Annotated in this window: 19 protein-coding genes; 9 read left to right on the plus strand and 10 right to left on the minus strand. The window is 62.4% G+C overall.

The genetic code is table 11. From position 1 onward, the window contains the following. Nucleotides 1–265 precede the first annotated feature (265 nt). Nucleotides 266–901: an OmpW/AlkL family protein gene (locus FZZ93_RS09000; RefSeq protein WP_149321991.1), complete on the plus strand. Its 636-nt coding sequence runs from the start codon at nt 266–268 to the stop codon at nt 899–901. An 80-nt stretch (nt 902–981) separates the two neighbouring features. Here the strand turns inward: FZZ93_RS09000 and FZZ93_RS09005 are convergent, their stop codons facing one another. From FZZ93_RS09005 to FZZ93_RS09040, 7 genes are all read right to left on the minus strand, one after another. Next, complete coding sequence (locus FZZ93_RS09005) at nt 982–2196, minus strand: metal-dependent hydrolase family protein (RefSeq protein WP_149321992.1); 1215 nt, start codon at nt 2194–2196, stop codon at nt 982–984. Between the two features lie 16 nt (nt 2197–2212). Further along, complete coding sequence (locus tag FZZ93_RS09010; RefSeq protein WP_223111781.1) at nt 2213–3601, minus strand: sodium:solute symporter family protein; 1389 nt, start codon at nt 3599–3601, stop codon at nt 2213–2215. 72 nt (nt 3602–3673) lie between these two features. Beyond that, complete coding sequence (locus FZZ93_RS09015; protein WP_149321994.1) at nt 3674–4258, minus strand: TetR/AcrR family transcriptional regulator; 585 nt, start codon at nt 4256–4258, stop codon at nt 3674–3676. An 840-nt stretch (nt 4259–5098) separates the two neighbouring features. Continuing rightward, entirely contained in the window at nt 5099–5434 is a 336-nt protein-coding gene (locus FZZ93_RS18805; RefSeq protein ID WP_149321996.1) for a GFA family protein, read from the minus strand. Between the two features lie 300 nt (nt 5435–5734). Beyond that, nucleotides 5735–6604 carry a glycine betaine ABC transporter substrate-binding protein gene (locus tag FZZ93_RS09030; RefSeq protein ID WP_149322049.1) on the minus strand — a complete coding sequence of 290 codons (870 nt, stop codon included), beginning with the start codon at nt 6602–6604 and terminating at the stop codon, nt 5735–5737. Nucleotides 6605–6739: 135 nt separating this feature from the next. After that, nucleotides 6740–7987: a M24 family metallopeptidase gene (locus tag FZZ93_RS09035; RefSeq protein WP_149321997.1), complete on the minus strand. Its 1248-nt coding sequence runs from the start codon at nt 7985–7987 to the stop codon at nt 6740–6742. A 53-nt stretch (nt 7988–8040) separates the two neighbouring features. Further along, nucleotides 8041–8934, minus strand: coding sequence for a HalD/BesD family halogenase (locus FZZ93_RS09040; RefSeq protein ID WP_149321998.1), 894 nt, complete (start codon nt 8932–8934; stop codon nt 8041–8043). An 82-nt stretch (nt 8935–9016) separates the two neighbouring features. Between FZZ93_RS09040 and FZZ93_RS09045 the strand changes: the two genes are divergently transcribed. Continuing rightward, nucleotides 9017–9919, plus strand: a complete 903-nt coding sequence (locus FZZ93_RS09045; protein ID WP_246146167.1) for a LysR substrate-binding domain-containing protein — start codon at nt 9017–9019, stop codon at nt 9917–9919. 29 nt (nt 9920–9948) lie between these two features. Here FZZ93_RS09045 and FZZ93_RS09050 read toward each other — a convergent pair whose 3' ends face one another. After that, nucleotides 9949–10845 (minus strand): LysR substrate-binding domain-containing protein, encoded by an 897-nt coding sequence (locus tag FZZ93_RS09050; protein ID WP_149322000.1) that lies wholly within the window; start codon nt 10843–10845, stop codon nt 9949–9951. A 175-nt stretch (nt 10846–11020) separates the two neighbouring features. On the opposite strand from FZZ93_RS09050, the gene FZZ93_RS09055 reads away from it, so the two are divergent. From FZZ93_RS09055 to FZZ93_RS09085, 7 genes are all read left to right on the plus strand, one after another. After that, nucleotides 11021–12547 (plus strand): aldehyde dehydrogenase, encoded by a 1527-nt coding sequence (locus FZZ93_RS09055; protein ID WP_149322001.1) that lies wholly within the window; start codon nt 11021–11023, stop codon nt 12545–12547. A gap of 1 nt (nt 12548) precedes the next feature. Further along, nucleotides 12549–13739 (plus strand): iron-containing alcohol dehydrogenase, encoded by a 1191-nt coding sequence (locus FZZ93_RS09060; protein WP_149322002.1) that lies wholly within the window; start codon nt 12549–12551, stop codon nt 13737–13739. Next, on the plus strand, nt 13736–14878 hold the full coding sequence (locus tag FZZ93_RS09065; protein WP_149322003.1) for a mandelate racemase/muconate lactonizing enzyme family protein: 1143 nt from the start codon (nt 13736–13738) through the stop codon (nt 14876–14878). Before FZZ93_RS09060 ends, FZZ93_RS09065 begins: the two co-directional genes overlap by 4 nt. Nucleotides 14879–15037: 159 nt before the next feature. Next, complete coding sequence (gene trkI / locus FZZ93_RS09070; RefSeq protein ID WP_149322004.1) at nt 15038–16516, plus strand: Trk system potassium transporter TrkI; 1479 nt, start codon at nt 15038–15040, stop codon at nt 16514–16516. A gap of 189 nt (nt 16517–16705) precedes the next feature. Further along, on the plus strand, nt 16706–17473 hold the full coding sequence (locus tag FZZ93_RS09075; protein WP_149322005.1) for a DUF1499 domain-containing protein: 768 nt from the start codon (nt 16706–16708) through the stop codon (nt 17471–17473). A gap of 70 nt (nt 17474–17543) precedes the next feature. Continuing rightward, nucleotides 17544–18017, plus strand: coding sequence for a YbaK/EbsC family protein (locus tag FZZ93_RS09080; RefSeq protein WP_149322006.1), 474 nt, complete (start codon nt 17544–17546; stop codon nt 18015–18017). 3 nt (nt 18018–18020) lie between these two features. Beyond that, nucleotides 18021–18803: a TSUP family transporter gene (locus tag FZZ93_RS09085; RefSeq protein WP_149322007.1), complete on the plus strand. Its 783-nt coding sequence runs from the start codon at nt 18021–18023 to the stop codon at nt 18801–18803. Between the two features lie 10 nt (nt 18804–18813). On the opposite strand, the gene FZZ93_RS09090 is transcribed toward FZZ93_RS09085, so the two are convergent. Both FZZ93_RS09090 and FZZ93_RS09095 read right to left on the minus strand, forming a co-directional pair. Further along, nucleotides 18814–19182, minus strand: a complete 369-nt coding sequence (locus tag FZZ93_RS09090) for a hypothetical protein (protein ID WP_149322008.1) — start codon at nt 19180–19182, stop codon at nt 18814–18816. Beyond that, complete coding sequence (locus FZZ93_RS09095; protein WP_149322009.1) at nt 19179–19811, minus strand: SDR family oxidoreductase; 633 nt, start codon at nt 19809–19811, stop codon at nt 19179–19181. The genes FZZ93_RS09090 and FZZ93_RS09095 overlap by 4 nt, the downstream gene beginning before the upstream one ends. Between the last annotated feature and the right edge of the window lie 45 nt (nt 19812–19856).

Consider the following 19856-nt stretch of genomic DNA (forward strand, 5'->3'; position numbering starts at 1 on the left):
AGCCCACCAACGATGTCACTGGCACACCAAAGGCCACCATCTTCGAAGTCATTAATAATGAAAAAGTGTAAACAAAAAGTGGCTAAAAAAGACAGTTAATAAAAACATTTCTCACTCCACATAAGGGATGCGACAACCTGCCTCAGGACAGAGGAACCGGCAAAGAATAAAGTCATGAATATCGGTATTGGCCAGGCCAAAATCTTGCCTTTATGGATTTTATTCAGGGAACTCAAGTCACCACATCGTCTAGGGAGCAAGGCTCATGAAAAACGTCACTGCATTGTCTGCAGTCTTTCTGGCCCTGGCCAGCGGGATATACGCTTCTTCGGCAATGGCATCTTATGGGAAGGGTGATATCTATACGCGGGTCGGTATCGTCAAGGTCGACCCCAAGAGCGACAACGGAAATTTCAACGCCATCGGCGTCAGCAGCGTTGATGTCGACCAGGACAAGGGATTTGGCTTCACGCTTGGCTACCGTTTCATGGATAAATTGGGCGTAGAGCTGCTGGCCGCCGAGCCCTTTGAACATGACATCGCGCTGGATGGTGTGAATTCCGCCTCGACCAAGCATCTACCGCCCACACTGACCTTGCAGTACTACCCCTTCGGGGGCACGGATGCATCGGTTCAGCCCTATGCTGGCGTGGGGGTCAACTACACCCGCTTTTCAGATGAAAAGGTCGACGGTGGAAGCCTGGAACTGGACGACTCCTGGGGCGTAGCCGCTCAACTGGGCGTCGACCTCCTGCTTGACGATCACTGGGCACTGAATGCTGCCGCCTGGTACATGGATATCGGTACGGATGCTACAGCCACCATCGGCGGCTCAAGTTACGACACCACGGTCGATATCGATCCCTTGGTGATCATGGGCGGCATCAGCTACCGCTTCTGAGCATAAATCCAGGAATCGAAGCGTCAAAAAAACCGAGCCTAATGGCTCGGTTTTTGATGCTCGCTGCATAAAACGATGATTTACCAAGCTATCTGACACCCTTCCTTGAAGACTGCCTTGAGTGTCTTCTCCGGATACTCGAGCACGCCGAGGTCTTCATCGGGCTGTCCTTCCCAGAGCGCGAGGTCAGCAAGTGCGCCGGGGCGGATCACACCAATCTCCCCTTCACGATCAAGCAAGCGAGCATTGATTGATGTAGCCTGCTTGAGTACTTCGACAGGTGAAAAGATTTCCCCGCGCAGCATGAATTCCCGCATCTGGTAACGCTGCATATCGCCGAGCAGGTCACTGCCCAAACCTACCTGAACGCCGCTATCGCGGAGAAGTTCCAGAGCATCCAGCCCCTGCTGGCGAACGTCCTCCACCTTTGCGCAACTAACCGCGGGCAACCCCATTTCCTTTCCATACTTGGCCAGCGCTTCGTACGTACTGACGGTAGGGACAATGAACGCTTCGCGTTGCGCGGCCAGTTCGCAAGCGGATTTGTCGATGAGATTAGCATGCTCTATCGAGCGCACCCCATATTCCAGGCAACGAGAGATAGCTTCAGGAATATAGGCATGCGCCAGGCAATACTTGCCCCATGCCTTGGCTTCCCAGACGATCGCCCGGATCTCGTCTTCTGTGTATTGCAACACATCAATTGGATCGGAGGGCGAGGCAACCCCGCCGCCAGCCATGATCTTGATGTGGTTGGCCCCCTTGCGCAGCTCATCCCGAGCGGCGTGCTGCACATTTTCCACGCCATCGGCGATTCGGGAAATACTCGTTGACGCCCCGCAACCGCAGAGGCACCCACCCTCGAATGGTGTCCAGTCGCCATGTCCTCCGGTCTGGCTCAAGGCCTTGCCGCAGTAAAATAGCCGAGGACCGTCGATCAGCCCTTCTTCAACGGCCTGGGCAAGCCCGTAATCGGCCCCGGCGGCATCCCTGACGCTGGTGAAGCCCCGCCTTAACATGGCGCGCAGGGAGTGATGGGCAAACTGTGCGACATAGGAAGGCGCCATCAAGTCGACCTGCTTGAGACTCGCCGATGCCGCAAGTACGTGCACGTGCGCGTCGATCAACCCGGGGGTCAGCGTGGCACCGGCAGCGTCGATCACCTCAGCGTGGGCCGACATCTCGACACCATCGACGATGTGACTGATGCGGCCATCTTCGATCACAACGCTCTGGTCGTCCTTGACGGTCTCGCTGAGACCATCGAAAAGGCGGCAATTCTTGATGATCAGCATTCAGAACTCCTTATCCTTATGTGGTTTGCGTGTGGCTCGATGCAGGTTGTGTCAGCAGGCTGACAATAACGAGCGCGAACGTGGCCAATGGCATGGCGACCAGGACGCTGTTCCACTCGAGCGGTTTGCCTAACCCAATTTCCCAGATCAGCGTGACCGCACCTCCGGTGAGCATGCCGGCCAGCCCTCCCGCAGACGTGGCGCGCTTCCAGAGCAAGGCGGCGAGCAAGGCCGGGGTGATAGCAGCCCCGTACATGCCGTACGAGTACATCTGGATGGCCAGAACACTGGGGAAAAATGCACCCAGGACATAAGCGACAATCCCCAGTGCCGTAACACTGATTCGGTTGAAGACCAGCCGTTTCGCCGCCGGGATAGAAACCTTGAACAGGCCGGTAATGATGTCCTGGGTCAGGTTGGCCGAGGACGAGAGCAAGTAGGAATTACCCGTCGTCAGGATGAGGGCCACGACCGAAGATAGCAGCAGTGCTCCCAACACGGTCGGCAATCCTTGCTGGGCCATGACCAGCATGGCGGTATCTGGATTGATATCGGGAAACAGCACGCGCGTACTACTGACCAGCAGCACGATCAGCACGATGCTGATAAACCCTGTGACCATGAATCCCATTGCCGAGCGGCGAGCCGTGCCAGAGTCCTTAGCTGCGGCAAAACGCTGGAAGAGGTTCTGATCACCAAGCAGCAGGAGAAACAAGGGAAGGAAATAGCTGATCGCCTGCCATGCGCTGAGTCCTCCGGTCAGGGTACGCTGCTCGCTGGGCAAGGCTGCCAGCATGCCCGACACTCCACCAAGTTCACTCAAGACAATCGGTACCCCGATCAGCATGCTGACAAAAATGATGATCGCGCTGATGAAGTCTGTGTAGGCAACCGACACCAGCCCACCCAGCATAGCAAGCAGGGTGATGATTCCCGCCGATATCAATGTGCCCTGCCAGGTCGGCAGGCCGAAGGCAATGTTGAGCGCATAGCCACCACCCAGAAACTGGTAGGAAACGATACCGATATAAGCCAACAATATGATCAATGAAGCGACCGTACGCGCCAAGCTCCCGTACCGACTCTCGACCAACTCGGGAATAGTCGTCGCCTCGGAGTCCCGGATACGCCTGGCCAGAAACCAGTACATGATGAATGCCCCGATGGGCGTGCCGGCGAAAAAGAAAATCGCGGCTCCCGGGCCGTTCTGAAAGACGAAGCTGGCACCGCCAATTACCGATCCAGAACCAACAAAGGTGGCCAGTAATGTCCCCGTCACGACAAAGAAAGGTAGAGAACGCCCTGCAACGAGGAAGTCGGTATCATTACGAACTTTGCGTTTCGAGAAGTAGATTCCTGCCAGAACCATCAAAATTAGATAAGCAATCAACATAGTGGCATGCATGGTTTTGATTCCCGTCTTAGATTGTTGTCGGTAGGAAATTTCGAACTGAAAAGCGATGGCTCACTATCGCTTTCAGGAAGCGACTTGCTGTCGCAACATGGCCTTCCAGGCTCTCAGTAACTCATTGAAGTATTCGGAATCTTCACGAAATACGCTCTGAGTCCCCATACCACGAAGCAGGTTCATGGAAAGGTTCATCAAATGACTGGCCCTCTCGGGTGAGAGGTGGGGGAAAAGCTGTTGCCAGATATCATCGATGCGTGAGTGGAAGTGTCGAACCTGGGGAGTCAAGAGGTCCTTGAAGCCCGGCTCGTGACGCGCCTTCAGGGCGATTTCAAGCGTAACCATATATAACTGCCCACTCATGTGCTGCCACATGAGATCGAGAAAGCCATCCAGCGTCAGATGGTCATCGTGAAACTCTTCGACACCGCGAGCGAGTGCATCGACGAATTCATCCAGGACCTTCTCGATGGCATGCACCAACAGGTCGTCCTTGTTGGAAAAGTGGTGCGTCAATGCCCCTTTCGATACACCGGCCTCACTGGCGACGCGATCCAGCCGAAAACTATGGAACCCATCGCGTTCCAGGCAGGTCAGCGCGGCATTCAGTAGCTTACAGCGTGTTTCCCAGCTTTTACGTTGCTGCCACTTCATGATGACGGTCTCTTCTCAGACGCTTGTTGTTGTATGGCCTCCTACACAGATAGCATCGCTAAAAACAAACCGTCAAGTCGGTTTTTATTGAAAGCCTCAACGGCACGCTCTCTACTGCTGTTGATACCAACGCCCTCGACCTACGATAAATGCCGTTGCGGGCCAGCCAGCCCCCAGGCCTTTCTCGGTGCAAGCTCCCCCTGCCGACCACGATCACGACACTTCTGTCGGGCTATACAGTCATGGCCAGGGATCGGCCATGGACAGCACATCGCCGGAGGCTAGTGGCGCTTGTTTGATCACCACAGCACCTCCCGTATGGCTTGGAAACACCTAGGCCTCATCCTCGCCATAGAATCGTTCTCAGCACTGCTGGCCATGAGCCATGCCACAACATAGCCAATCTATTCATCTGAAATGATTTCGCCGGCAATATTATCGACCAAGACGGGGCTATCGAAGTATGTGACCGACGGCTCAGCCCCATACTTATCTCTTACGAAAGCTTTCCAACATTCCGTATACGAGGCTTCCGCTTCGGCTCTAGAGTTCCACAGATAAATTCCACCGACCGTTTTTCTGTCTTCCCATAGAATGTAGTGCTTACGAAAAAGGCCCTGCACCCCTTGATATGTTGGAGCTGTACTCAGAAACATTTGCTGTGCCTCGGCCGGCGTAATGGGACTGGGCAACTGAAACTTAGTAATGGCAACAATCATTGGGTCACTCTCTCGCTGGCTTTAATTGCATTGGAAGCATTTTGACACTACGAGCACCTAGGTTTTTATATAATACAACCAGGAATTATATAACCCCAACAATTTCCTTATAAAAAACTGGCTAGGCATCTTTCCCGTTATTGTATCTCACTGAAACATTTTCCAATTCCTCGTGTGCCATACGAAAGTTAACAGCCATCAAAGGATCATCATCACCAGGCAGCGTTCGGTAGTGGGTCACGCATCCACAGTTTGCACAGCGGACAAACTCAATTTCCCTATCCCCACGACGATATGCATCCACCCCCATTCCTCCCATTCTCACCTTCACTTCGCCTGGTGAATAGTAACCCCACAGGGATTGGTACCGGCTGCAAATAGCGCAGTTGCATACCGTCACCTGATCGGGCTTCGTTACGGAAATTTCTATATTTCCACAATCACAGCTCAATTCCATATTTTTCTTCCATATCTATCATAACGCTTTACAACACATCTCATAAACTTCATAACTTACTAAGACTCTAAAATTGACTGAGGAATTCTTGGCCTCAGGAATTTTCTTATAATAGATTAATGCCAGCCTAGCACGCCGGTTCGGTATGTCACCCAGAAAGCTGGGTAAACTTCGATGAAGTATTTCCACAAAAAACAGGGCCGCGTGCTGGCGCGGCCCTGCGAGATGGAGACTCATGCATACCGGGCTGTCATGCCCGCTGGATTGGCGAGCTGTCGGTGGCTCGCTCGGAGGCATCGATCAGTTGGCTGCCTCGCTCGCGGCCAACCACTGGTCGATGGTGTCGCGGTGGTTATCGATCCACTGCTGGGCACCCTCGACGGGGTCGCCGACTTCCTCGATGGTCGCCATGAGTCCACCGAGGCTGTCGTCGTCCATTTTCCAGGCGTTCAACACCTCGGTCAGCCAGGGGTCGTCGCTGGCGAAGTCGCCGCGCGAGAACCAGTAGATGGTTTCGTTCTCGCCGTAGACGCCCTTGGGGTCCTCGAGGTACTTGAGGTCATACTCGGCGAAGGCCCAGTGCGGGCTCCACAAGGTCACGACGATGGGTTCCTGGCTCGCGTAGGCGCCGTCGAGCGCCGCCATCATGGCGGGGCCGGAGCTGTTGACCTGCGACATCGGCAGTTCGTACTGCTCGATGGCGTCGTCGGTCAAACCGGCGATCGCGGAGCCGCTGTCGATGCCCAGGATCGAGGGGCTGCCCTGATACTCGAAGTCATCCGCACGTTCCTTGAGTTCCGCAATGCTGTCGACATCGACGTAGCTGGGAACGACCAGCCCCAGTCCTGTGCCCTCGTACCAGGCATCGTGCACCTGCAGTTCGTCCTTGTAGGGCTCGAGGAAGGGCTTGTCGGTGATCGGCAGCCAGATCTCCATGGAGATGTCGATGTCGCCCTGGGACATGGCCGCGTAGAGCGCATTCTTGCTGACATTGGAGAGTTTGACGTCGTAACCGTACTCGTCCTCCAGCAGAATCTTCCACATATTGGCGACGGCGATGTTCTCGGCCCAGTTATTAGTGCCGATGACCAGGTTCTTGTCCTGAGCCATGAGGCCCTGGCTTGTCGGCATGAGGGCAAGGGCCAATAGGGCGGATGAGATTTTCTTCATCTGCAGTTTCATATGAATTGTCTCTCCGGTATCACGTTATTCTATCGGAGTTAGATAGTAACAAGCTCTCCGCCTTTCCCCTCCCCTGGATTGAGAATGCCTGCCATGAGAAAAGGGAATGGCTTGGCGCTTTAGCTAGCCGATCAGCCTGGGATCGAAGGGGTAATCCGACAGCAGTTCGACACGGCCGTCGTCGCGAACGTAAAGCTGTTCCTCGAGCTTGACGCCCTCGCCGCCATCCTCGTGGCCGATGAAGCTTTCCACGCAAAGCGTCATGCCCGGGGCAATGACGCCGTCGTAACCCTTGTCATCGATGTCCTCGCGATGAACGATGTAAGGGTATTCGCCGTTCATTCCCACCCCGTGCGCCAGGGCGAAATAGCGTCGTGCGCGGTAGGAGGGCGGAATACGCCAGGCGCGCTCGGCGTACTCCTTGAAGCTGACCCCGGGCTTGAGGTTTTCCATGTTGGTGCGGATCTGTTCGTAGGCCAACTTGTAGAGGTCGCGTTGCGCCGGGCTGGCTTCGTCATCGCCGCACAGGAAGGTGCGCGAGAAGTCGGCATAGTAGCCGTGTCGCCCCACCACATCGGTATCCAGGGCGACCAGTTCGCCGCGCTGAATGCGCCGGTCGGAGCATTCCTGGAACCAGGGATTAGTGCGTGGCCCGGAGTTCATCAGGCGCGTCTCGACGAAGTCGGCGTCGGTGGCGATGATATGCTCGTGCAGCTTGGCCCAGACGGCATTCTCGCTGACGCCCGGCGCGATGGCGGCTTCCAGCTTGCGCACGCCGTCTTCCACGGCGCGCAGCGATGAGCGGACCATCTTGATCTCGTTGGGCACCTTGTAGGCACGCGCCATCTCCAGGGGCTCCTGGGCGTCCAGCACCCGATAGCCGCGACGCTGCAACTCGAAGGCCGCCTCCGGCGTGGCGCTCTCGATGGCAAGGCGTTCGCCGCCACCACACTGGCGCGCCAATTCGACGATCTCGTCGGCCCAGGCGCGCGTGACCGCCTCGGTGTTCTTCTCGTTGAAGTAATAGGAAATCGCCTTGGCCGGCCGGATCTCGTCCACCGTGGGCAGGTGGCTGGCCAGGTGCTCGCAGCCGGAGAATTCGAACAGCACCACCGGCCCCTCGGTGGGCACGAAGGCATAGCGCGCGGGATTGCGCGAACTGTAGACCTGCATGTTGCGCGAACCGGTGGCATAGCGCACATGAGCAGGGTCGAACAGCACCGCGGCGGTGATGTCGCGCTTGGCCAGTTCGGCGCGCACCCGCCCGAGCCGATCCAGCAGGATGCGCGGAATCTCGTCGGCGGAAGGCTCGCATTCGGCCGGATCATGGGTGGGCGGCAGGATATCCATGGCCGCCAGGTCCATTCGCATCGGTGGCTCCTCGTTTCAGGGTCACGGTCTGTCGTCGATGTTATCGGGCCGGTTCAGTCGATCAGGCCGTCGGCGCGCTCTTCGCGGCGCTCCTCGGCCAGCATGTGCTGCTCCGCGACCCGACCGTAGAGCTGGCGAGTTCGCTCCAGGCGGCCCACCACGTCGGGCGCCCGGGAATAGGCGAAGATCGCCGTCAGGCGCGGCGTGTCGCCTTCCACGCGGGTCACCCGGTGCAGGCTGAAACGCCCCTTGAACAACTGCAGATCGCCCGGTCGTAGATCGAGCCGCTGAACGCGCTCCGTCCGCTCGCCGCGGATCACCGCACCGACGCCGTCATAGTTCTCGTCCCGGGGAGTGCGGATGTTGGGGCAGTATTCGAACACTCCGCCGTTCTCGGACTGCTGAGTCATCATGGTGACGATGAATTCGTTGGTGTCGTAATGCCACGGCTGCTCGGTGCCATCCGGCAGCACATTGAGCACCAATCCGGCATAGGGATCGGCGTACTCGTAGATGCGCGGCTCGCCCAGGCAGCGCTGCACCAGCAACTTCATGGCGCGGGAGACGTAGAGCCGATGGATCAGGGTGTCGGCGGTGATCATGTCGCGGGTCACGAAGCCGCTGGTGCGCGTCATGAACAGCCGTCGAGGGTCCCGCTCGGGCAGCTCGGGGTCGTCGGCGGTGAAGTAGGCATTGACCTCGCGAGTGTTATAGAAACTCTTCTCGGCCATCCGCGCGCTCTCCTCGCGAACGCGCTCGAGGCGATCCTCTCGCAGGAAGCCGCGCAGCACGGCGCATCCCTCGCGGTCCAGGTGGACACGGGCCGTCTCGATGGTTTTGAGCAGCCCCGGGTCATCGGGCCGGTGCAGGGGATATCGCTCGGTATCGACGATATCGGAAAGGTCCAGGGCCTCGGCGTTGGCCAGGCCATGGTCGGTGGCGCTCATCGGTAGCCTCCTGGGGTGTCGGTTGCCCTTGCCTGGGCTTATGCTGGACGCCCCACAGCCATTCGAGAAACGAGTCATTCCGATGGATTCAATCGGCGATTCCGATCGATCGCGCCTGCCCGCCCTCGACAGTGACCTGTTGCTGGCCTTCATCACAGTAGCCGACAGCGGCGGCTTTACGACGGCCGCGCGCTATCTGCACAAGACGCAGTCGACCATCAGCCTGCGCGTGAGCACGCTGGAGGAGCGCCTGGGCACACGTCTGCTGAACCGCACCAGCCGCCACCTGTCGCTGACGCCGGATGGCCAGACCTTCCTCGTCTACGCACGGCGCCTGCTGCAGTTGCAGCGCGAGGCGCTGGGTGCGCTGAGCGTCTCGAGCGAACCGATCACCCTGCGTTTCGGCTTGCCCGAGGATCATGCCGATACCTGGCTGCCTGCCTTGCTCGAGAGATTCTCGGCCGCTCATCCGGAAGTACGGGTCCACATCCACTGCCGCATGTCCACCGAACTGCTCGCCCGGCTCGATGACGGCTCGCTGGACCTGGTGCTGGCGGTGCGTCACGCCGCCGACAGCGGCGGCGATGTGCTTGGCAAGGAAGCCGTGGTATGGGCCGCCCATCGCGATTTCCAGCTCGACCCGCAGCGCCCCCTGCCGTTGGCCCTGTTCCCCGAGCAGTGCATTTATCGGCGTCGCGCCCTGCAGGCGCTGACCGAACGGGGGTTGGCCTGGCAGGTCGACTCGACCAGCCAGAGCCCCAGTGGTCTTCGCGTCATCGTCGATCAGGCCCGCGCTTTGACGCTCTGCGACCTGCACTCGCTTCCCGAGCACTGGCGAGTGCTCGGCGAGGCCGAGGGTTTGCCGCCCCTGCCCGCCGCCGAGCTGGAGATCCATCGCTCGCCCAGCCTGACGCATCCCGCCTTCGAGGCCTTCGTGCAACGCCTGCGAGAGGTGATCGCTGACGCCGTCCCGGCCTCGTCCTGACCATCCCCTCCGACTGCCCCTGTCAGTTGTCAGGCATGGTCGTTGCCCACGGCGCCCTGCAACCAGTCGCGCAGCAGCGTCAGTGACGGTTCATCGCCCTGCCCCCGCCGCGTGGTGAACCAATAGGACTGATGCCCCGGCATTGCCGCCGCCAGCGGCTGCACCAGTTCCCCCTTGGTCAGTTCCCTGGCGACCATGGCGCGGTCGGCGATGGTGATGCCCAGCCCCTCCAGGGCGGCACGAATCGCCAGATCCAGCAGGTCGAATTCCAGCCCGCCCTCGGTATCGATACCTTCGATGCCCGCCGCCTCCAGCCAGTGCCGCCAGGTCGGAAAACGATCTTCGGTGGTGCGCATCACGTGCAGCAGCGTCTGCTCGCGTAGATCCAGCGGTCGACCGTCGCGTAGCAGGCGTGGAGAGCAGACGGCAATGTGGCTCTCCTGCATCAGGAAATGCGGCTCGACATCGGTCCAGTCGCCGTCACCGAAGCGGATGGCGGCATCCAGGGTGCTGTCGGCGGCCAAGTCATCGACCTCGCGAGTGGTCAGGGTCAACGACAGGGACGGATAGCGCCGTCGCAGATCGTCCAGGCGCGGCACCAGCCAGCGGCTGGCCAGTGTCGGCGGCACATTGAGACGCAAGCGGGTGAGATCCGTCGGCGAGGCGAGATCGCGCACCGTCAGGGCAATGCGGTCGAAGGAGGTACTCAACGCCGGCAGCAGACGCCGCCCCGCCTCGGTCAGTCGCAACTGCCCCGGCCGACGCTCGAACAGGATGACGCCCAGCTGTTCCTCCAGGTGGCGTACCTGGCGGCTGATCGCGCTCTGCGTCACGTGCAGTCGCTGTGCCGCCTGGGTGAAGTTCTGGCACTGGGCGGCGGCCTCGAAGGCCTTGAGGGCGTTGAGCGGTGGCAGGTAGCGACTCATGGCTGGCCCTCATGCGTTTTTGTCGGGAAGTTACGTTCTGGAATACAGGTTACTCCAGCACACCATGCGTTTTACTCATGCCCAGGGTACCAAATCCTCGTTTGTCGCCCCATCCGACGCTGCCCAGACTGGCCATCGAAATCCTCATCCTTCAGCTCTGGAAACCTGCTTCATCATGGCCGACGACACCGCGATACTGACGCCTCGAACACGCGACCTGGACGGCTGGCGCGAGCTGGCCGCGCGGCTGCCGCTGCCCCACCACTCCTATGTGGGCGGCGAATGGCGAGATGCCGAATCCGGTCGCACCTTCACCGCCCGCAACCCGGCCACCGGCAAGCCGCTGACCGAGGTGGCCGCCTGCGACACTGCCGATGTCGACCGAGCAGTGGCGATCGCACGGCGCACCTTCGAAGCCGGCGAGTGGCGCAATCTGTCGCCCGCCGAGCGCAAGGCACGCATGCTCGCCTGGGCCGACGCCATCTCCGACCACGCCGACGAGATCGCCCTGCTCGAGACCCTGGAGACCGGCAAGCCGATCGGCCAGACCACCAGCGTGGATGTACCCGGCCTGGTGGGCGGGCTGCGCTGGTACGCCGAAGCGCTCGACAAGCTGTACGGCGAGACCGCGCCCAATGGCGCTTCCAGTGTCTGTTTCATCGAGCGCGAGCCGGTCGGCGTGGTTGCTGCGGTGGTGCCCTGGAACTATCCGCTGATCATTGCCGGCTGGAAGCTCGGCCCGGCGCTGGGCGCCGGCAACTCGGTAATTCTCAAGCCCGCCGAGCAGTCGACACTGGCCACCCTACGCGTCGCCGCCCTGGCCCGAGACGCCGGTATTCCGAGCGGCGCCCTCCAGGTGATCACCGGCCTGGGCCACGAGGCCGGCCAGGCGCTGGGCCTTCACGATGACATCGACGCCATCGGCTTCACCGGCTCCACCGAGATCGGCAAGAAGTTTCTGGAATACTCGGCCCGCTCCAACATGAAACGCATCGGCCTGGAATGCGGCGGCAAGAGTCCGCACATCGTCACCCGCGACGTCGACGACCTCGACCGCATCGCCATGTATGTCGCCTACGGCGTCTGGTACAACCAGGGCGAAACCTGCCACGCCGGCACCCGACTGATCGTCGACCGCGCCATCAAGGACGAGCTGCTGACCAAGGTGCGCCAGTGGGCCGACCGGCTCCAGCCCGGCGATCCCCTCGACCCCGACACCCAGATGGGCGCGATGATCGAGCCCGCACACGCCGACAAGGTTATGGGCTATCTCCGTCAGGGCCGCGACGAAGGCGCCCGGCTGCTGTTCGGCGGCGAGCGCGTGCGCCAGGACAGCGGCGGCGTTTTCATCACGCCGGCAATCTTCGACGACGTCACCAACGACATGCGTATCGCCCGCGAGGAGATCTTCGGGCCGGTGCTGGTGGTGATCGCCGTCGATGGCCTCGACAAGGCCCTGGAAGTCGCCAACGACACCGACTACGGCCTCGGCGCGGCGGTCTGGACCAACCGCATGAGCGACGGCCACCGCGCCGCCCGCGCCCTGCGCGCCGGCACCGTCTGGGTCAACTGCTATGACCACACCTCCATCAACGCGCCCTTCGGTGGCTTCAAGCAGTCTGGCCAGGGCCGCGACAAGTCGCTATACGCCTTCGACAAGTACACTGAACTCAAGACCACCTGGATCGAACTGGATACCTGACATGCCGATGAACTTCACGACCGGCCGGCAGGTGCCCCTGGTGGTCGGCGCCGGTGCGCTGGCGCAACTGCCCGAGCTGTGCCACGCCCATGGCGCCAGCAGCACGTTGATCGTCGCCGATGCCGGCATCGCTGCTACCGGCCTGGTCGACCGGCTGGCCTCTCTGTTGAACGACGAACTGCCCGTAACGCGCTTCATCGCGCCGGCCGGCGAGCCGACACTCGCCACGGTCGACGCCGGCGCCGAGGCCGCGCGCGAGCTGACGTCGCCACTGGTGATCGGCCTGGGCGGCGGCACCGCCCTGGACATCGCCAAGCTGGTGGCTGCCCTGGCGGAGAGCCCCGGCACCATGGCCGACTACCTGCTCGCCCGCACGCCTTGGACGGGACGCGCGCCCTCGGTGATGATTCCCACTACGTCAGGCACTGGCTCGGAGGTTACCCGCACCTCAATCGTCACCGACGCGCAAGGCAGCAAGCAGTGGGCCTGGGGCGACGAACTGCTGCCCGAGGCGGTGCTGCTCGACCCCGAACTGACGCGCACCCTGCCCGCGCCACTGACCGCCGCCACCGGGTTGGACGCCTTCGTGCACGCCCTGGAGGCGGCCAGCGGCAAGAGTCGACATGCCTTCATCGAGGCCAGCGCGCGGCAGGCGATGCGTCTGATCGGCCAGGCGCTGCCCCGCGCGGTGACGGCCCCCGACGATCTGGAAGCGCGCCAGCAGATGCAGGTCGCCGCCTGTCTCGCCGGCCAGGCGATCGACAACGGCGGCACGGGCCTGGGCCACAACATCGGCCATGCCCTCGGCTCGCTCTACCATCTGCCGCATGGCATCGCCGTGACGCTCGGCGTGGAGGCCACGCTGGCCTGGACGATCGAGGGACGCGAGGCCGTCTTCGCCCCGACGGCCGAGGCCCTGGCGAGTGGCAACACCGCCAGCGAGCTGCCCGCCCGCTTCAGCACCCTGGTCGATGCCGCCCACTTCAACGCGGCGCTGGCTCCCTTCGCCAACCTCGAGCTGAATGCCGGAGCGCTTGCCGCGACCATGCAGGCCGAGGAGAACGCCCCCATGGCCGACAACGCCGCGCGACGGCCGGAAGCCGACGACTGGCATGCGCTCGCCGAGGCCACAGTGTCGTTGTTCGAGCGCCGCCTGGCCCACCTGAAAGCCGCTCAGGAGCACCCCGCATGAGTGTCATCGAACGCATCGAGATCACCCACCACCAACAGCCGCTCGAGCCGCCCTTCCCGGCGGCCTGGGATAGCCAGCCGCGCCGGCTGTTTCCGGCGACGCTGGTCCGGGTGATCGACAGCGAGGGGCGCGAAGGCGTCGGCTCCGGCGACGCGATGTACGGCTTCGAGGACTTTCGCTCGCTGTTCATCGGCCGCGACCCGCTGGACCTGGAACGACACAGCGGGGTGATCGACAACATCGGCTTTCACGCCGGGCGCTGCTGGCCGCTGGAAGTCGCGCTCTGGGACCTCGCCGGCAAGATTCGTGGCGAGCCGGTCTGGCGCATGCTCGGCGGCACCTCGAACCGACTGCGTGCCTATGCCTCCAGCGGCACCCATCGCCCGCTCGAGCAACTGGTGGCCCTGGCCGAACAGGTACGCGACGCCGGTTTTACGGCCATGAAGCTGCGCTTCGGCCGGCCCCGGCTCGAGGACGACATCGCGGCCCTGGCGGCGGTGCGCCAGACGCTCGGCGAAGCCTTCACGCTGATGGTTGACTGCAACCAGGGCTGGCGCATGCCCTGGGACGTCCAGGCGCCCTGGGATCTGGCCAAGGCCAGCGAAGTGGCCGAGGAGCTGATACGCCACGACGTGCTATGGATGGAGGAACCGCTCTACCGGGGTGATTATCCCGGCATGGCGGCGCTCAACGCCCACACCGGCGACAGCTTGAAGATCGCCGGCGGCGAGATGACCCGCGAGCCCTACGAGTTCCACGAGATGTTGCGGCGCGACTGCCTGGACGTCTACCAGCCCGACGCCGTCTGCTCGATCGGCATGCAGGGGCTCTCCCGGCTGGCACGGGAAGTGACCGCGCACGGCAAGTGGTTCACCCCGCATACCTGGGGCAACGGCATCGGCCTGATCGCCAACCTGCACCTGACCGCCGGTACCGTAGGACCCGAGGGTTGTCCTTATCTGGAATTCCCCTTCGACCCGCCGGAGTGGACGCCCGAGGCCCGCGATTACCCGCTCGTCGCTCCGCTGACCACCGACGCCGCCGGCTGGCTGTCCCTCTCGGAAGCGCCGGGCCTTGGCATCGCGCTAGACGAGCAACGCCTGCGCGATACCCGGGCCGATCGGGCCACCTACCGCTGAGATCACCGACACGGCGATCCCGCGTTTGCGCGGGCGCCCCCGCGACCGGCACGACCCGAAGGCACCGATCTCGGTAATTTTACGGATTTTTATGCCGCTCCATGCTTTCATGTGCATCTCGTTCGATGAGGTGGATGAAGAAAAGGAGAGGCCTCGTCCATGGCTGACACCCAAAGGGTCACGGATACGTTGCGCCGCTGGGCGCCCATTCTCAAGGTGCTTGCCGTGTTATGGCTGGTCCTGGCCATGTTCATGGCAGTGCCGCTGCTGGTATTGATCGTCGAGAGTGAACCGGACGCCCTGGCTTTCGGCCTGTCCATCGCCATCGTGCTGGCGGCAGCGGCACTGTCGTGGATCGTCACCTGGCGGATTCCGGTCAGCCTCAAGCCCTGGCAGATGTTCGTGCTGACGACACTCAGTTGGGTGACCATCAGCGGTTTCGCCAGCCTGCCTCTGGTTCTGGGGGCGCCGCAGTTGTCCCTGACCAATGCGGTCTTCGAGTCCGTGTCGGCCATCACCACCACAGGCTCGACGATACTGGTGCATATCGAGGATCTCTCGGATGGCCTCAAGCTCTGGCGCGGCATCATGCAGTGGCTCGGCGGCATCGGCATCATCGTCATGGGCATCGCCATCCTGCCGTTTCTCAAGGTCGGCGGCATGCGCCTGTTCCATACTGAATCCTCCGACTGGTCCGACAAGGTGATGCCACGCACGGGCGGCATCGCCAAGGCGACACTGGGCATCTACTGCGGCTTCACCCTGCTGGCCGCGCTGGCCTATTACCTCGGCGGAATGACCCCGCTCGATGCCGTCGTGCACGCCATGACCTCGCTTGCCACCGGCGGCTTCGCCAACTCCGATGCCTCCTTCGGGGCCTATGCCGAACAGCCGCTGCTGCTCTGGATGGGCAGCCTGTTCATGCTCTGCGGCGCCTTGCCGTTCGTGCTCTACATTCGCTTCCTGCGCGGCTCGCGCATGGCCCTGCTGCGCGACCAGCAGGTACAAGGCCTGCTGTTGCTGCTGTTGCTCGTCATCCTCGCGCTCACGATCTGGCGAATCTCACAGGGCACCCCAGCCTTCGCGTCACTGACTCAGGTAACGTTCAACGTCGTCTCCGTGGTCACCACCACCGGCTATGCCTCGGACGATTACAGCGCCTGGGGAGCCACGGCCTACGTGGCGTTCTTCTATCTCACCTTCGTCGGTGGCTGCAGCGGCTCCACCAGCGGCGGCATGAAGATCTTCCGTTTTCAGGTAGCCATGCTGCTGCTGCGCGACCAGTTGCGCTACCTGATACACGCCAGCGGCGTCTTCGTCTCGCGCTACAACAACCAGCCGCTGACCGATGACATCACGCGTGGCGTTGTGGCCTTCTCCTTCTTCTTCTTCCTGACGGTCGCCGGCCTGGCCCTGGGGCTGAGTCTGCTCGGGCTCGACTTCACTACAGCCCTGTCCGGCGCGGCCACGGCGGTCGCCAATGTCGGGCCCGGCCTGGGTGAGACGATCGGCCCCGCCGGAAACTTCGCCCCGCTGCCGGATGCCGCCAAATGGCTACTCTGTGCGGGCATGCTGCTGGGACGTCTCGAGATCCTGACGGTACTGATTCTCCTGACGCCCATGTTCTGGCGACAGTAGCCGTCTCGCTACCGTGATGCCAGGCAACGCGCCGGATGCGCTTCATGCGCGCCTGGACAGGCTTTCCCGTCTCGTCGCGGAGCGCGGGCGCCCATGCTGCTCGGCATGAATTTTCTGGCCCCGGTCGGCAAGGAGGGGGTCGGGGGCCTATGCTATGGGTTTGTCATCTGCATCGGGAGAATGCGCGTTATGTCGTCCCTGACCTTCAAGCCACGCCCCCGAGGCGGCAACTGGCCCGTCGTGCTTGGCTGGCTGGGCGTCATCCTGCTGGTGGTCGCGGTGGCGCTGATGGGGGCGGCAGGGCCGGCCTATCGGCTCGAGTGGCTATCGCTGGGGGCGTCGTTCACCTTGCTGCGCCAGGGCGCGCATCTGGCCCTTGGGGCCGGCGTGCTGGGCCTGCTGACCTTCATGGTGGCCGGGCTGTGCCGTCGCTGGCGACCGGCGCTGGTGGGCATGCTGGTGATTCTGGCGGTAGCGGCGACCATCGCGCTGCCGGCGCAGATGATGCACATGGCCCGCACCGTGCCGCCGATTCACGACATCACCACCGACATGACCACCCCGCCCGCCTTCGAGGCACTGGCAGACGAACGCCAGGCGGCTCCCAATGCGGTCGCCTATCCCGGCGAACCCACCGCCCGGCAGCAGCGCATCGCCTATCCACATCTCGCGCCCATCACCCTGGACCAGCCCCTGGATCGGGTCATGGCCGCCGTGGAGACCGCGGCCAACGCCCAGGACTGGCACATCGCCGAGGTCACGTCCCACCGCCTCGAAGCGACCTCCACCACGCGCTGGTTCGGCTTCGAAGACGACATCGTGGTCCGGCTGACGGAAACACCGGACGGCGTCCGGGTCGACATGCGCTCGGCCTCGCGGATAGGACGCAGCGACCTCGGCACCAACGCGGCCCGCATCCAGACCTTCCTCGAGGACGTAAAGCGCCGCGCCCAATAGCCGGGCCACCTTCACAGGATTCTCTGATTCGCTATGATCGTGGTTTGGTGAATGAATCAGGGAGCCGACCATGAGCCTTGCCAGCGTGCGCACCTTTCTCGCCGAGAAAGCCCCCGACATCGAGATACTCGAGTTCGAGACCAGTACCGCCACCGTAGCCCTGGCCGCCGAGGCGCATGGAGTGGCGCCAGGACAGATCGCCAAGACCCTGGTCTTCCGGATCGGCGAACGCCAGGTACTGGTCGTGGCCAGCGGCGATGCGCGCTTCGACAATCGCAAGATGCGCGATACCTTCGCCGGCAAGGCGAAGATGCTCGATGCCGAGACCGTGCTGGCACTGACCGGGCATCCCGTGGGCGGTGTCTGCCCGTTCGGGCTGGCCTCGCCGCTGCCGGTCTACTGCGATGCTTCGCTCAAGGCCTATGACGAGGTGTTGCCCGCCGCTGGCGAAGTGAACAGCGCCGTACGCCTCACCCCGACACGGCTGGCCGACCTCGTCGACGCCGAGTGGGTGGATGTGTGCAAGACACCGGAAGTGGCCTGAACCATGGCGGAACTCGAATGGTATCAGTACGCACTCATCGGCTTGATCTTCGCCTGGAGCGGCTTCGTCAGAACGAGCCTGGGCTTCGGTGGCGCGGTACTGGCCCTGCCCTTCCTGTTGCTGGTGCTCGATGAGCCGCTGGTCTTCCTGCCGATCGTCGCCATCCACCTGCTGATCTTCTCGAGCTGGATCGCCTGGCGCGGCCATCGCCAGGTTCGCGCCACCGGTGATACGGAGGCGCGCGATGGCGGCAATATCGATTGGGCCTACCTGTTCCGGGCACTGAAGATCATGATCGTGCCGAAGCTGATCGGCGTGGTGGGGCTATTGACCCTGCCGGGCAACATCATGTCGATCATCATCTTCGTGATCGTGCTCGTCTACGGCACGAGTTACCTGCTGAACCGGCCATTTCGCAGCCAGAACAAAGCCGTCGACTGCGTGCTGCTGGGGCTGGGCGGTTACGTCAGCGGTACTTCATTGATCGGCGCGCCCCTGATCGTCTCGGTATTCGCCAGTCACGTGGCGAAACACCAACTACGCGACACCCTGTTCGTGCTGTGGTTCATCCTGGTGGCGATCAAGATGGTCTCGTTCGTCATTGCCGGCGTTGACCTGCAACTGATCCACCAACTGTGGCTGCTGCCCTGTGCGCTGGTCGGCCACCTGATCGGCGAACGTGCCCATCGCTACATGTTGTCCGCCGGCAGCGGCGTTTTCTTCCGTGTGCTCGGCGGCGTGTTGATCCTGGTCAGCGTGATAGGGCTGATCACCGGGTCCGGCTGAACGCCGGCCCTCAGCCGCGAGCCGCCAGGGCGCGACGAAATTCCTCGCGATAGGCGTCGGCCCGGCGCGCGGGATCGGCCGGGAGGCGCCCGAGCGCGGCGGCCAGCTCGAAGAAGCCCGTCGCCGGCAGGCTCTCTCCGCCACGCTGGCTGACCACCAGGGCGGCGATCATGGGTCGTGCCTGGCGGACATCCTCGTGCATCAACGCCTCCAGGGCTGTCGTCACGCGCTGAATGGTGCGCGGCGGCGTCAGCCCCAGGGTCTCGGCGAGCTGGCGATAGGTTATCGGCAAAGCGGACTCGGGCAGCGTTTCCAGCACCCGCCGTGCCCGATCGGCAAGGGCCTGCTCGCCACTCCCGGAGGCGCTCCCTTCGCTCATGACAGCGCCTCGGCGATCTCGCGTTCGCCGTCGAGCAGGTCGAATTCACGGTCGACCAGCGTGCGAGCCTGGACCAGATGCAACAGCGCATGCGCCACATTGGCCCGGGAGACGGTGTTTTCGCCGCCGGTTTCCTCGAGCGAGGTAGCGACCTTGCGAGTGGCGGCCTCATCGGTCAGTCGGCCGGGCTTGAGGATGACATGCGGCACTCGCGAGTGGCGAAGGTGCCCATCGGCAGCGAACTTGGCCGCCGTGTAGGGGCGCAGCTTCTCGGGAGCGCTCAGCGGGTCATCGGCGCGCATGGCGCTGACCATCAGATAGCGTGACAGCCCCAGCTCGCTCGCCAAATCGGCGGCGCGGATTGCCCCGTAGAGATCGATCATCAGCGTCTTGTCGGGCCCGGTATGCGGCCCGGAGCCCGCCGTGAAGAGCACCTGGTCGCAGCCCTCGAAGGCATGGCGCAGCTCGCCTTCCAGGTCGGCCACCACGGTGTCGATGCCACGCTCCTCGAACCAGGCGCGCTGTTCTTCGCTTCGCACCATCGCCTTGATGGGCTCGCCCGCCGCTTTGGCCAACTCGCAGAACTGGCGCCCGATCTGTCCGTTGGCGCCGATCACCAGTGTCGTCATGCTGCCTCCTCGCGTGGGATTGTCTCCCTTGCATGTGGGCCGGCC

This window comes from Halomonas eurihalina, assembly GCF_008274785.1.
GTDB classification, from domain to species: domain Bacteria; phylum Pseudomonadota; class Gammaproteobacteria; order Pseudomonadales; family Halomonadaceae; genus Halomonas; species Halomonas eurihalina.

Excerpts from the sequence above, each read along its gene's own strand:
- FZZ93_RS09060 (WP_149322002.1), top strand. The coding sequence starts at position 12,549 with ATGCCGATGAACTTCACGACCGGCCGGCAGGTGCCCCTGGTGGTCGGC.
- FZZ93_RS09000 (WP_149321991.1), top strand. The coding sequence starts at position 266 with ATGAAAAACGTCACTGCATTGTCTGCAGTCTTTCTGGCCCTGGCCAGC.
- FZZ93_RS09055 (WP_149322001.1), top strand. The coding sequence starts at position 11,021 with ATGGCCGACGACACCGCGATACTGACGCCTCGAACACGCGACCTGGAC.
- FZZ93_RS09065 (WP_149322003.1), top strand. The coding sequence starts at position 13,736 with ATGAGTGTCATCGAACGCATCGAGATCACCCACCACCAACAGCCGCTC.
- FZZ93_RS09045 (WP_246146167.1), top strand. The coding sequence starts at position 9,017 with ATGGATTCAATCGGCGATTCCGATCGATCGCGCCTGCCCGCCCTCGAC.
- FZZ93_RS09080 (WP_149322006.1), top strand. The coding sequence starts at position 17,544 with ATGAGCCTTGCCAGCGTGCGCACCTTTCTCGCCGAGAAAGCCCCCGAC.
- FZZ93_RS09015 (WP_149321994.1), bottom strand. The coding sequence starts at position 4,258 with ATGAAGTGGCAGCAACGTAAAAGCTGGGAAACACGCTGTAAGCTACTG.
- FZZ93_RS09035 (WP_149321997.1), bottom strand. The coding sequence starts at position 7,987 with ATGCGAATGGACCTGGCGGCCATGGATATCCTGCCGCCCACCCATGAT.
- FZZ93_RS09095 (WP_149322009.1), bottom strand. The coding sequence starts at position 19,811 with ATGACGACACTGGTGATCGGCGCCAACGGACAGATCGGGCGCCAGTTC.
- FZZ93_RS09090 (WP_149322008.1), bottom strand. The coding sequence starts at position 19,182 with ATGAGCGAAGGGAGCGCCTCCGGGAGTGGCGAGCAGGCCCTTGCCGAT.
- FZZ93_RS09050 (WP_149322000.1), bottom strand. The coding sequence starts at position 10,845 with ATGAGTCGCTACCTGCCACCGCTCAACGCCCTCAAGGCCTTCGAGGCC.
- trkI (WP_149322004.1), top strand. The coding sequence starts at position 15,038 with ATGGCTGACACCCAAAGGGTCACGGATACGTTGCGCCGCTGGGCGCCC.
- FZZ93_RS09040 (WP_149321998.1), bottom strand. The coding sequence starts at position 8,934 with ATGAGCGCCACCGACCATGGCCTGGCCAACGCCGAGGCCCTGGACCTT.
- FZZ93_RS09085 (WP_149322007.1), top strand. The coding sequence starts at position 18,021 with ATGGCGGAACTCGAATGGTATCAGTACGCACTCATCGGCTTGATCTTC.
- FZZ93_RS18805 (WP_149321996.1), bottom strand. The coding sequence starts at position 5,434 with ATGGAATTGAGCTGTGATTGTGGAAATATAGAAATTTCCGTAACGAAG.
- FZZ93_RS09075 (WP_149322005.1), top strand. The coding sequence starts at position 16,706 with ATGTCGTCCCTGACCTTCAAGCCACGCCCCCGAGGCGGCAACTGGCCC.
- FZZ93_RS09030 (WP_149322049.1), bottom strand. The coding sequence starts at position 6,604 with ATGAAGAAAATCTCATCCGCCCTATTGGCCCTTGCCCTCATGCCGACA.
- FZZ93_RS09010 (WP_223111781.1), bottom strand. The coding sequence starts at position 3,601 with ATGCATGCCACTATGTTGATTGCTTATCTAATTTTGATGGTTCTGGCA.
- FZZ93_RS09005 (WP_149321992.1), bottom strand. The coding sequence starts at position 2,196 with ATGCTGATCATCAAGAATTGCCGCCTTTTCGATGGTCTCAGCGAGACC.